General features: G+C 33.2%; 14 protein-coding genes and 1 pseudogene. 5 read left to right on the forward strand and 10 right to left on the reverse strand.

Translation table 11 applies throughout. From position 1 onward, the window contains the following. Positions 1-158: 158 nt before the first annotated feature. The 4 genes from HRG09_RS06660 to HRG09_RS06675 form a co-directional block, all read right to left on the reverse strand. Positions 159-773, reverse strand: a complete 615-nt coding sequence (locus HRG09_RS06660; protein WP_174099987.1) for a response regulator transcription factor — start codon at positions 771-773, stop codon at positions 159-161. Further along, entirely contained in the window at positions 742-2,331 is a 1,590-nt protein-coding gene (locus HRG09_RS06665; protein WP_174099988.1) for a sensor histidine kinase, read from the reverse strand. Before HRG09_RS06665 ends, HRG09_RS06660 begins: the two co-directional genes overlap by 32 nt. Before the next feature lie 78 nt (positions 2,332-2,409). Next, positions 2,410-4,380: an ABC transporter permease gene (locus tag HRG09_RS06670; protein ID WP_174099990.1), complete on the reverse strand. Its 1,971-nt coding sequence runs from the start codon at positions 4,378-4,380 to the stop codon at positions 2,410-2,412. Between the two features lie 23 nt (positions 4,381-4,403). Next, entirely contained in the window at positions 4,404-5,159 is a 756-nt protein-coding gene (locus HRG09_RS06675) for an ABC transporter ATP-binding protein (protein WP_174099991.1), read from the reverse strand. Positions 5,160-5,661: 502 nt separating this feature from the next. On the opposite strand from HRG09_RS06675, the gene HRG09_RS29350 reads away from it, so the two are divergent. Together HRG09_RS29350 and HRG09_RS29355 are read left to right on the forward strand one after the other, a co-directional pair. Next, positions 5,662-5,784: a type A2 lantipeptide gene (locus tag HRG09_RS29350; protein ID WP_174099993.1), complete on the forward strand. Its 123-nt coding sequence runs from the start codon at positions 5,662-5,664 to the stop codon at positions 5,782-5,784. A 78-nt stretch (positions 5,785-5,862) separates the two neighbouring features. Beyond that, the gene (locus tag HRG09_RS29355; RefSeq protein ID WP_174099995.1) at positions 5,863-5,985 is read left to right on the forward strand and encodes a type A2 lantipeptide; all 123 of its coding nucleotides are present in this window, start codon (positions 5,863-5,865) and stop codon (positions 5,983-5,985) included. A 508-nt stretch (positions 5,986-6,493) separates the two neighbouring features. Here HRG09_RS29355 and HRG09_RS29640 read toward each other — a convergent pair. Further along, entirely contained in the window at positions 6,494-6,613 is a 120-nt protein-coding gene (locus tag HRG09_RS29640) for an IS3 family transposase (RefSeq protein ID WP_174099997.1), read from the reverse strand. A gap of 18 nt (positions 6,614-6,631) precedes the next feature. Here HRG09_RS29640 and HRG09_RS28765 point away from each other — a divergent pair. Next, positions 6,632-6,832 (forward strand): annotated as a pseudogene (locus tag HRG09_RS28765) (GNAT family N-acetyltransferase); the annotation flags it as partial. 57 nt (positions 6,833-6,889) lie between these two features. Here HRG09_RS28765 and HRG09_RS06695 read toward each other — a convergent pair. Together HRG09_RS06695 and HRG09_RS06700 are read right to left on the reverse strand one after the other, a co-directional pair. Next, on the reverse strand, positions 6,890-7,042 hold the full coding sequence (locus HRG09_RS06695) for a hypothetical protein (protein WP_174099998.1): 153 nt from the start codon (positions 7,040-7,042) through the stop codon (positions 6,890-6,892). Between the two features lie 268 nt (positions 7,043-7,310). Beyond that, on the reverse strand, positions 7,311-8,033 hold the full coding sequence (locus tag HRG09_RS06700) for a lipase family protein (RefSeq protein ID WP_174100000.1): 723 nt from the start codon (positions 8,031-8,033) through the stop codon (positions 7,311-7,313). 165 nt (positions 8,034-8,198) lie between these two features. Between HRG09_RS06700 and HRG09_RS06705 the strand changes: the two genes are divergently transcribed. After that, a complete protein-coding gene (locus tag HRG09_RS06705; protein WP_174100001.1) occupies positions 8,199-8,984 on the forward strand; it encodes a MerR family transcriptional regulator in 786 nt (261 codons plus the stop codon). A gap of 39 nt (positions 8,985-9,023) precedes the next feature. On the opposite strand, the gene HRG09_RS06710 is transcribed toward HRG09_RS06705, so the two are convergent. Beyond that, positions 9,024-9,806, reverse strand: a complete 783-nt coding sequence (locus tag HRG09_RS06710) for a TIGR00266 family protein (protein WP_174100002.1) — start codon at positions 9,804-9,806, stop codon at positions 9,024-9,026. A gap of 500 nt (positions 9,807-10,306) precedes the next feature. Between HRG09_RS06710 and cspD the strand changes: the two genes are divergently transcribed. Continuing rightward, a complete protein-coding gene (gene cspD / locus HRG09_RS06715) occupies positions 10,307-10,507 on the forward strand; it encodes a cold-shock protein CspD (protein ID WP_001193054.1) in 201 nt (66 codons plus the stop codon). A 42-nt stretch (positions 10,508-10,549) separates the two neighbouring features. Here the strand turns inward: cspD and HRG09_RS06720 are convergent, their stop codons facing one another. Beyond that, positions 10,550-11,281: a yteA family sporulation protein gene (locus HRG09_RS06720; protein WP_174100003.1), complete on the reverse strand. Its 732-nt coding sequence runs from the start codon at positions 11,279-11,281 to the stop codon at positions 10,550-10,552. A 238-nt stretch (positions 11,282-11,519) separates the two neighbouring features. Next, on the reverse strand, positions 11,520-12,473 hold the full coding sequence (locus HRG09_RS06725) for a 1,4-dihydroxy-2-naphthoate polyprenyltransferase (RefSeq protein ID WP_174100004.1): 954 nt from the start codon (positions 12,471-12,473) through the stop codon (positions 11,520-11,522). Positions 12,474-12,660 lie beyond the last annotated feature (187 nt).

A 12,660-nucleotide genomic window follows, 5' to 3' on the forward strand; every position in this document is an offset into this window, starting at 1 on the left:
CAAAAGGAATCCGTCTTTTCGGTGTATAACGAATTACAGGGGATAACTGTTGTATAATCATTTGAAGTTGGCAGGATGTGTTCTGTTTTAAATAACTTTGTAACAGAACACATCCTGCCAATGTCTGTCTGCATAAAAACTTTGTAATAGGAACGTTTTTAATAATTAGGTTGAATATAGCCTAACTTTATTCCCTTAGTTACAGCTTCTAACGCAGAGGAAACATCTAACTTATTAAATATACGCTGAATATGGTTGGAGATTGTACGGTCGCTAGCATATAACATAGAAGCAATTTCTTTACGCTTATATCCATCGCATAGTAATTGTAAAATTTGTTTTTCACTATTAGTCAATTCTTCTATATTTTCTGTAGATATTGGAAAATAGCACGCGCCCTTATTAATTTTGTTTAATATTTGTAATAATGCTTCTGGCAAAACGTTTTTATTAATAAAACCACTTACCCCTAGTTTTTGAGCTTCATATTGGTAAACAGGTAAATCATAGCCTGTTAATATAACTATTTTTGTATTACATTTACTATCTAAAATAATTTTTGCTACCCCTAAACCATCTTCACTACTGATGTTACTTAAATTAATATCTAATAAGGTAATGTCTGGTTTAAACTCATTGATAATTGTAATGACATTTTCAACATTTTGTAATGAACGGAATTGGTTTATGTCAGGATAATCCTCCAAGGCCATCTCCAGACTTTTTGCAAATAAAGCATGATCATCTATTAATAAAATATTCATAGGAATCATCTCCTTCCATGGGAATAAGAATAGTAACACATAAACCAGAAGGGTTGCACTCTGAAATTGTCATTTTACCGTTTAATAAAAATAGCTGTTCTTTAATCGAATTCAATCCCCTATGGCCATTAAGAATGTCCGTTTCAGTGGTCATCAGGCCTTTACCATTATCTTTTACTATAAGTTCTATTTCACCATTTTCTTGTGTCAAACTCAAAACTACCTTAGAACATTTCGAATGTTTGAATGCATTCGTTACCAATTCTTTTAAAATTCGATATATAACAAGATGATAGGGTTCAACTAAAAATAAATTTTCATTACACTTAAAAGATATATCAATATTTTGCATTCCATATTTTTGCTGTATCATCTCAAGCAAATTGCTATAATTCTCTTTTAATGTGAGTGTTTTTAATAGGGTTGGATGATATTCTTGCATTTGTACGCGTATTGATTGGTTTAAGTTACCTAGCGTTTCTATTATTATTTCGCGAATCTCTTCTTTGTTAGATTTATTCATCATATTTTTAACAGCTAATATATCTTGTAATATGTCATCGTGTAAATAATCTGAAAAGTCATTTTTTAATTTTTCCTCTTTAGCTATTTGTATGAGATTATGAACATAAGAGCTCTTTGGCAAGGTTTTTAGTTCTTCTGTATCCAAATTTAAGATAGTATTTTTTGTGTCTTGAAATAATAACGTGAAATAAAGTTGAACAAACCAAAAAATTGTATGTATAATGATGAAATAGGTAATCATATTAAATCTAAACAACATCCCAAGCGAACTAATAAAAACAAGAAAACATAAAAACATAAAGAACATTTTCCCTTCTTTTAAGAGAAAATATTGCTTCATAGATATATGGTTTTTAAAAGCTATCGCATGAATACTAAATAAGGGTAACAGGATCACGATATACCACCCTAAATTACTTAAATATTCGGGGCTCTCTGCAAACAACATAGCATATAAAATAAAGGGAAAAATGAGAATAGTAACAGATTTGAGTAAATGCTTTCTTTCGCTTTTGAAGACAAATTTAATTCGTTTACGATGCTTCAAGAATAGAAAGATAATACAACTAAAACTAAAGATCCATTGACATGAAAATAGAATGGCAAATATTTTATCGTTTATCAAGTTCGCAACCAATGTTAATAAACATGTAATCTGTAAAATCCAATCTTTTTCTTTTTTATAAGTATAGATAGAATCTTGGAAAAAGAATAGGAGCAAAAATTGTACGGTCTTATATAGAACCAATACACTAAGTAGCATACTTAATGTATGAAAAATCTCCCCCTCATTAAGTGTAAGTAAAAACTGCCATGAAGCAATGAGTAGCAAATTAGAAAATTGTGATAGTGTGTTATTGTCTTTTATGTTTAAAAAGCGGATGTATGCTCCATAAATAGACATTATCGTTATAAGCATTAGGGGGAGCAACTTTGCTGTTCCTATAATATTATTCTGTAAAAATTCGTAACATAAAAAAATAATCATACAAAGTTGATTAATTAAAATAAAAATTTGTTTTTGCTCATAGTGCTTTTTCATAAACTCACGTACCTTTACTATATTAAATACAGATAAAGCTGATGCTGGTTGACTATCACCAGCCTTATCTGTAGATTTTTACTTTTTATCGTTAAATATGATTTTATAACATGCTCTTTTTGTTAACAAATAATAAATGATATACACCAGAGTAAAAATAATTACTGCAAAAAGAATAGGTAATATAAAGGCACTGTTTTTTCCTAATAAGTCATCCATTAAAGCAGTTTTATAGGCTATCAGTGCAAAAATACTATGTGCTAACCCTAATACGTAGGGAATGCTAAATAACGTAAAAACTTCTTTACTTATTATTCTTTTTATTTTTTTCTTGCTATATCCCATTCTTTTTAAAATTATAAATTCATTTTTGTTTGACATCATGTTCGAAAGGTTATGGAAATAGAGAATACTACCTGTTGCAATAAAGAAGATGATAGTAACAAAACTAATGAGCAAGAATGTTGAGCTATTCTGTCCAATAATGTAATCATTTTTTTGGTAACTACTTGTAAAATAAATATTGTTTTTAAATAGTGGAGCTAAGTTTTCATAAACTTCCTTGTTATCTCTCATATCTGCTCCATTAAAGCTCATCATATTTTTTTCTTTAAGCCCTAAGGCCTTTATTTCTTTGTAAAGTTGGTCTGAAATGATAAGAGTTCCTACACTATTTGCAAATCCGATTGGATTAAGTAATGTAGTGTCTTTTACTTTTATATCCACGTTATTTGTAGGCGTTAAATTCAAAGTATATATTTTCCCTTTATCTAGCTTTTCTTTTTCAGGTCGATATTTTACTAAGACACTTTCATTTTTAGTTAAATTCTTAAAGTCTACATTTTTGCCCTGAATATTTATTAATTCCTTGTAATCGGATTCAGAGATAAGATCAAAGCCATGTTCTTTTTTTGCACTATATTCTTTAGGTAAATTTTCAGAAGAAGATGTTCCGTGAATAATAGTTGTTTCTTTATATTTCATATTTTCTTTGCCGACAGTATTTTGCACAATTTTAATTGCTTCAGTAGCTAATTGCTTATCTTCCACTGGAAACTCAATAGCTGACGGTATAATACGTTCTGTAGCAGCAACAGGATAGTAGAGAGTTAATATGGTGGAACCGAATATAGCCAAAGTTCCTGCAGCTAGTAAAGTTAACAAAATTAAAGTTTTTGCCTTCGAACGGATTTTAAATATAAAGTTTGGAATGATAATAATATTCGATTCCTTATAAAACCAGCTTTTCTTTTTCTTCAATTTTTGAATAGCGTAGGGTAAAAAAGAGTGAATAAAGAAAATTGTCCCTAGTACTACACTTAACATTGTTAAAAGTGCGATTGGTGAAAACCCTATCGTTTTCCACAATGATTTAGTTCCTCTTGTAATATCAATCGCTAAGAAATAACCCATTAAAATTAAGAATAATCCCAGTAACGAGAAAGCTGTATTGATTTTCACTTTCTTTTCTTCTTTTTTTTCCATACGTACCAAAGTCAGTAAGGAACTTTTTCGAAGAATTATCCAATTTGATAAACATAAAACAGTCAAAACAGCAAATATAAAAATAAAAGTGAATAATACTGCATCAGGATTAATAAGTGGTACTTCAGAAGTATTGATTTGTAATTTTAGTACGCTGACTATCGCTTCGACAATTCCTTTATGAGCAATAGCACCAAAAGCAATTCCTACAATTAGAGCAGTAAAACAAATTATAATATTTTCAAAGGTTAATAGTTTTAGCATTGTTGACTTTCGATACCCCAATAGGGAATAAATTCCAAGTTCTTTCATTCTTTTTTTCATAAAGAAAGTATTGGAGTATGACATATAAAATAATACAAATGTCATAACAAAGATTGCTACCGTTCTCGACATTGTTTCTACTCTACCATCAGACGAAATCTTTTCCATGATAATATCGTTCATGGAAAAAGAAATAAAGGAGAAAAACACCATCAGCACAAAAGCTACTGAAACGAAATAGAACGAATAGAAGGAAAAGTTATTCTTCAGATTCTTTTTTGCTATTGTTAATAATCCCACAGTTATGCCTTCCTTTCATACCTTTAGTTATATCGATTTTCATCAATTTTAGAGATTTCTTTTAATATCTCTTCAAAAAAATCTTTTCTATCCTGTCCATTTCTTCTTAATTCTTTTATGATATTTCCATCTTTAAATATTAGGATTCTACTTGAAAAACTTGCTGCATAAACGTCATGGGTTACCATTAAAATTGTTGTATGAAGTTCCTCATTTACCTCCCTTAATTTTTGAAGTAGCTCTGTTGCAGAGTTTGAATCTAACGCGCCTGTCGGTTCATCTGCAAATAAAATACTTGGCTGTTTCGCAATCGCTCTTGCTGCTGCAACTCTTTGTTTTTGCCCTCCAGAAAGTTGACTAGGGTACTTGGATAATTGTTCGAATATCCCAAAACGCTTTGCTAAATTTTCTATTGTCGACTCAATTTCTTTTGGGGATTTTTTTAACAGAGTAAGTGGCACAGCAATATTTTCCTTCACTGTTAAACTATCAAGTAAGAAATACTCTTGAAAAATAAAGCCTAAATGATCTTTCCTAAAATCCGCAGATTTATTATCATCAAGTGTTTTAATATTAATATTATCTATAAAAATATCTCCATCTGTAGGTGTATCAATGGTTGATAGGATATTTAATAAAGTTGTCTTCCCAGATCCAGATGCCCCCATAATGCCAACAAATTCACCTGAATTTATATCCAAAGATACTTTATCAAGTCCAGGTAATTGATTCTTGTTATAAATCTTTGTTACATTTTTTGCAGATACTAATGCATTCATCATATTTGCTCCTCTCAACTTATTGCTATATTAAGTTTACGATTCAACATAAAAAGATTCATGAGTAAAAAACGCAATCTTTTAATCATATACGGTATTTTTCTTTCTGATTGTCTATTTTGTATTTAAAATTACATGACATGTTAAGCTTTTTTATGAAAAATGCTAGTTAGATGTAAGGGGTTCTATTGCAAAGTTATTTTTATAAAGGTCTTTTTCTTTTTATTTTTTTATGCATAAATTAAAAAAGTCACCTTATAGTGATTGTTGAATGAACCGCCTCACAAAAACTTAGATACATCACGATATCTTTTTTGGAGTGTTTTCTTTTAAATTTTCTCATTTTCCAAGAGTCTTTTAATTTTTTCTCAAGGTCCAAAAAACTTGAAACAAGAACGTTTTTTTACAATAAAAGTATTTAAAAAAAAAATACTTTTATTATACAAAATTTTCTACATAATGAATTTCGCAAGGACCAAAAATAAAATAGGGGGTGGAAAAAATGGGAGAATTAAAAAATGTTGTAATGACATTAACTGATGAGGAACTACAAGAAGCAGCAGGTTGTGGTTGGGCATGTTCAGTAACAGATGATTGTCCAAATAGTATTTTTGTCTGTTGTTAATTTGAAATAGCAATTATAAATTTCAATTATATATATTTATATTTTTATATTACGTTAAAAAAATTAGGGGGCAAAAAAATGGAAGAGTTAAAAAATGTTGTAATGACACTAACTGATGAAGAATTACAAGAAGCAGCAGGTTGCGGTTGGGCATGTTCAGTAACGGACGATTGTCCAAATAGTATTTTTGTATGCTGCTAATCTCGTGAATTTTGACTGCACTTAAAATTAAGTAATTAGAAAGACAAGGATAGTTAATCTTATCCTTGTCTTTAATTATGAAGAATATAATTGAATATTATTCATAAAAATACAAAAATGCTTTTTGTTTCTAGTTAGTCACACTAAATTTGTTCATACTGTAGATTGATATAATATTCAAATATACATATTTTTATGCAAACAAGGAGTATAAAAAACATTATTTAGTAAGCATATTATTAAAGGTCAAAGCTGTTGTTATCTAAAGAATTGTCACCCTGGAATCGTGGATTATATTTACATGAACGTAGTGTTAAATCCCAGGAAATAAATGAAGAAATGAATGAAGAAATAAATCATTACATAAAAGAAGAAATATTTATTATTCTTTTATATGCAATTAAGTTTAGAATGTCCGCATTAAACTAGATAACTTGTATAAGGACTGTTACTTAAATTCTACTGTCATTCGATAGTTCAGTGTCTCGTGTATTCCAATGTTATTAAATTAGTGAACATAATCATTTAGTTTAAGAATCAGCTGTTCAAGTGAAGTGAAATGTGTTTCATTATCGAATCCTGTTTTAAATACTTTAAACATTGCGTTATTACAAGTGTATCCCTTCATATTTAGAGAACGCTTAATGTTGAAGCTTTAGGAGAACTTATAAAATTTGGTTTCCAGGAATTAAGCTTGAATCGCATTGAAGGAAGATGTGATGTGAAAAATATAGCATCTGAACGAGTGATGTAAAAGTTAGAGATGATCTATGAAGGCAAGTTGAGACAAAGCGTAAAAATTAATGAGAAATATTGTGATTCCAAGGTATATTCTCTTTTAAAATAAGAATATAATAATGTCTGGTAAAATCAAAACCGCTTGGAAGTTTCCAAGCGGTTTTGACTAGTTGTTGTAGTTTGTTACTGAAATGTAAGGATTGACTGAATAAATTATACCAGTTCCCCCATATTCCTCCGTAGCAAAGTATGAGAATGTAAAGAAACCTGTAACTGCAAATAATAGAACAAGAAAAAGTGCAAAGAAATATTTTAGCATGTATGGTCCCCTCATCCGAAGTTAGTTACATATATAAATCCAAATTAAAAAACGAACATCAAACCATTCTTTTCAGATGGGTGAGAGCATCCGGCCATGTATAGAAGCGGTCGGTGCCTTTTTAGCCCCATGCCATGTGAAAACAGAAGGAGAAAATGAGTGAAAGTCCCTGTCTGTTCTTCATAGCCATAATTTACCTGTTAGAAAATCAAATTGGATTTATATATTATTATAATATACTATCATTTCATTTCCAAATGTTTCCGGTTTAAAAGTGAGAAGTCAGACATGTTTTGTATGTTGTCATAGCGTGATTGTTGGTGATAGATTTTGTATTTTTCGTAAATGTCATGTTGTGATGAACATGTGCATACTCCCAGTCATGGTCATTAAAATGTACTTTGCGCGGTGGAAGAAGCGGGACGACATCGAATAAATTAACAAAGCGAAAGCTACTTGCTACTTGCAGTTTATAGTAGTTTCGAAAAGTAATATCGCCAACTTTTGGAGAAGCGAAGTTATAGAGACCATATTGTGCAAACGCAGTATTCACTCGTGCGTCTAATATGTGCAGTGTGGCAAGTGCCCCGCCAAGGCTATGTCCTGTGGCGAGCAGCTTTTTATGTGATGGCAAAGAGACGAGCATATCCATAATCGTATCACGGCATGATTCATAAATAGAGAGAAAGCCGTTATGGACGTTCCCGCTGTTTAATGCGTATGGATAAGGTTTTTGGTTTACAAGTGAATCAATCAGCCACTCAGGATCCGTTTGTGTTCCCCGAAAGGCAACAATGATGGTATCTTCAGATTCTAATATGAAGCCAAACCATTCTGTTGTTTGTATTACCTTTGCTTGAAAACCTTGTACATATTGAAAATCATCAGGTATTTGAAAAACACCATTTTGTTTATATTGATCATATGTTAACTCGCAACAAGAAGCTAACAATATGGCAGTATCTTTATCAAAGGATAAAGGAGCACGCATCAAGGAAGCCCTCCTTAAGAAGAAGTAATAGTTCAATATATGAGTGGGTAGGTGGAATCATTCTTTGAGGAGATTGAAAGGAAATTAAAACTTGAACCTACAGTTACGTGAGGGAGTATGATTGAGGTAACCGCATTGGTAAAAAGAATGTAGGGGGAATAAGAGATGAGTAACAGTGAAAATTATTCAATTGGAGAGTTTTCGAAACAAACAGGCACATCAGCACGAACACTACATTATTACGACGAAATTGGGTTACTTACACCTGAAAAACATCCTAGTTCCGGGCATCGCATATATAAAAGATCGGATATATTAACATTGCAAAAAATTGTGAGTTTAAAATTTTTAGGATATAGCTTAGATGAAATCTGTGTAATGGTAAATAGGGAAAGCTTTAACGGAAGCTTGAAAGAAACTTTACAAAGTCAGAAAAAAGCTTTTGAAGAAAAAAAGAGACATATCGAAACTTCTCTAAAAGCGATTCATCGAACGATTACTTTATTAGAGGACGAAGGGCAAATAGACAGTGACATTCTGATGACTTTAATACGTAGTATACAAAAAGAAAATGAACAACGCTTATGGCTTGAGGAATACATAGATAAGGGAGTTGTTGATCGATTATACGATAAATCTGAAGAAGAGATGGTAGCATTGGATAAAGAATTTATTCAGTTGTCGAAGGAAGTAAAGAGATTATTCGGAAAGCCAGTCCATGATTCAGAGGTGCAACAGCTTGTTGATAAACATATGAAGGCAAGTCTTACATACGTTGGGCAAGAAGCACTGCGCTCTTTTGGAGAATTAGAAAATATGGAGGAACAATATGAGCAGATAATTCCTTCTCCATATACAGAAGAAGAAGAGGACTGGTTAAACCGAGCGATGGAGTATTATATGATTCAAAACGGTATGTATAGTCCAAATGAAGTAGAAACGGATAAATAAAAAACAATCGCTACGTCTTATGACGTAGCGATTTGAACTTTACTCTTTTCCATCAAGAAGGCGACCAAGTCCTCCTAAAACGCTACCTTCCCCGCTACTTTGAGCTGCAGGGTTTGTAAGGCGTGCAGCTAAACGGCTTAATGTCAAGGATTGAAGCCAAACCGTTCCAGGACCTTCTAACGTTGCGAAGAATAAACCTTCCCCGCCGAATAGAGCAGTTTTTACATTGCCTACAAATTGAATATCATAGTCAACATCTTTCGTCATTGCAACGAGACACCCTGTATCGATACGTAATCTCTCGCCAGGTTTTAGGTCTCGTTTATAAACTGTTCCACCTGCATGCATGAAAGCAAGTCCGTCACCTTCAAGTTTTTGCATAATGAAGCCTTCCCCGCCGAAAAAGCCGCTACCGATTTTTTTTGTAAATTCAATTCCAATCGAAACCCCTTTGGCTGCGCAAAGGAAAGCATCTTTTTGACAAACCACTTTGCCTTGATATTCTCTTAAATCAACTGGAACGATTTTCCCAGGATAAGGCGCAGCAAATGATACGTGACGTTTGCCGTGACCTGTGTTTGTAAATACAGTCATAAACATACTTTCACCTGTAACGAGACGCTTTCCAGCACCCATTAGTTTGCCGAATAGGCCGCCAGATTTTCCAGCACCGTCGCCGAAGACTGTTTCCATTTCAATATGGTCTTCCATCATCATCATTGCGCCAGCTTCTGCTATAACACTTTCCTCTGGATCTAATTCAATTTCAACGAACTGCATATCATCGCCGTATAATTTATACTCAATTTCATGTGCTTTCATTTTTTCACCTCTTATGTAGTGGATACTAATATTGTACAGAAATTAAAGAGATTAGAAAACTATCGTTTTGTTAATTTTCAAATAAAAAGCCATTTTGATTTTTCGACATATAAGTTGCTGTTATGAAAAGAAATAGTAGATTTGCACTTGTTTTCTTCTTTCGCTTGGTAATGAGGCTGAAAGAGGATCTGACCGCTTCTATACATGGCTGGACGCTCTTTCCCATCTAAAAAGAAAGGTTTTATATCAGTTTGTATTTATGTAGTTTCCAGATTTTGTTAATAGTTTAAAAAATATAAGAAAAATGCTGAAATGAAAGTGTTCTCATTTGACGTTTTTGATAGAGCATGATATAGTGAAATCACTATTGAGCTACATAATGTGGTACGGAAATAAAGCGTGTTTAATTCAAGGCATTAGGTCTGAGATACATTCATGTCCTTTATATCCACCTTTTCATGTGGATTCATAGTTTCATTTTTATTTAGGAGGTACATGACATGCAAACAGGTAAAGTTAAATGGTTTAACAGCGAAAAAGGTTTCGGTTTCATCGAAGTTGAAGGTGGAGATGATGTATTCGTACATTTCTCAGCTATCCAAGGCGACGGCTTCAAAACTTTAGAAGAAGGTCAAGAAGTTTCTTTCGAAATCGTTGAAGGTAACCGTGGACCACAAGCTGCTAACGTTACAAAAAACTAATTAGCTAGCGAGAAAAAGCATTCCGAATTTCGGAATGCTTTTTTATGCCTTCGAACCAGACTCATCTGAAGATAATTCACCTTTGTAAGTACGTTCTTCAAAATCATCCAGCATTTGTTCATATTCTTCATGCTCTTCTGTCGCGTATACTTGTGGATTCTTTCCATACATATCTGTTCCGATGAAGTTCTCGAAGTCTTCTACATAACCACGTGGTTCTTCAGCATCTACATACATTTCATCGAAGTTTTTAGAGTCGCGGCGTTCTAAATCGGATGGCGTTTCTGAAGTTCCATATAAAGCGACATCTTGCCAAGCATCCTCTGCATCGTATCCTACGGCACTGTCCATATCATATTTGCCAAACGGTGGCTCTACTAATTCTTCTTCAATAGGGCGTGCGCTCATGTTTAATTTATTTGTTGTATGTTGGATACAGGTCGTAGCAGTCGGCATTGCTTCTAATCGTTCTAGTGGAATTTCTTCACCAGAAACTTCGCAAATACCGTATGTGCCAGCTTCGATTTTTTGCAAGGCATGCTTTGTATCTTGCAGTTGCTTATGCCAAAATTCAATCAGTCCGAAATCTTTTTCTCGTTCATATAATTCTGTACCCATGTCCCCAGGATGATTATCATAAGCAGATAATTCTCCTACAGATTCCCGTTCAGAAGCACGATCTTCATTTTCATGATTTTGAAGTGTTTGTTCTAGTTCTTGTTGTTGCTTTTCTAACATGGATTTAAATTGATTGATTTGTTGTGGAGTTAACATTGTATCCACCTTCCTACAATTCGGTTTCTTTATGTAGTATGAGCCGGAATTCGGGAAATATGAGGAGGAATTTAGGGAAGTAGTGGTGTCGTTACATGTCGAGTGGTCGATATGTTGTGTCGAATCGCTGATATATTTCAATTTGTGCTGATATAATTGGAGTTGCGGTCGATATATTTGAAAAAACGCCGATATATTTTGAAAATGAAAAAGGAGAGCTGCCTAGCAGCTCCCTTCCCTATAGGAAATACCCAAGTAGTAGGCCGATTCCCATTAAAAATCCGAAGATTGTATTTGTTTTTGCAGTTGCAATCATTGCAGGTGCCATTTCCATTGGAATGCTTTTGCCGATAAATCCTTTTGTTGCTTTGAATGCTTTCGGTGTACTTAGGAATACAATCAACATCCATGGAGATACGATTCCAACAATGATTAGGGCAATCGTCCAAATGTAGGAAATGATAAACATAGAAGCAAGGACACCAATTGCATTTTCACGTCCAACGATAATTGCTAATGTGTTACGACCGTTTTCTTTGTCTCCATCTAGATCACGAATGTTATTGGAAAGTAAAATTGCACCAATTAAAATCGAATTTGGAATGGATACTAAAATAATTTCTGATGTTACAGTTCCAGTCTGAATGAAGAAAGAAATACCAATAATAATAACACCCATAAATAATCCTGCTGTTAATTCTCCAAAAGGTGTATAAGCAATTGGAATTGGGCCACCTGTATAAAGGTAAGCAACAGCCATACACACAAGACCGATTGCAGCAAGCCACCAGCTAGAGTTCATACAAATATAAACGCCTAATAGCATCGCGATACCGAAAAATCCAAATGCTAAGTTCAGTACTGTTTTTGGCTGAATACCGTCGCGAACAATTGCCCCGCCGATACCAACAGAACCTTCATGATCTAATCCTCTTTTATAATCAAAGTATTCGTTAAACATGTTTGTTGCCGCTTGAATGAGAAGACAAGCAAGAAGCATGATAAAGAAAAGAGGGAGATGTATTTGATTAATACCCCCTACTTGCATGGCATACGCTGTTCCGATAAAAACAGGAACAAAAGCAGCTGTTAATGTATGAGGACGTAATAAACTCCACCAAATGCGCCAGCCTGTTTGTTTATTTGGCTTTGGCGGCATGGGAGGGGAATTTGTTTTCATTTTTATTTCCATTTTGAATCCTCCTAGTTCACATAAAGTACACAATTAAGTGTAGGAAAAGCATCATTTAGTGTCAACGTTTATTTTCTAGGAAGAGAAGGTGAATTTCTCAGAAATGCTAAACGTTGACAGGGGTTTCGTTTGAGGTGTATCTTAAAATCAAGCGTATTTATGACTATTTTTCGCCCATAGGGGGGAG

It is taken from the genome of Bacillus sp. Xin1, from assembly GCF_013314535.1.
Classification (GTDB): Bacteria; Bacillota; Bacilli; order Bacillales; family Bacillaceae_G; genus Bacillus_A.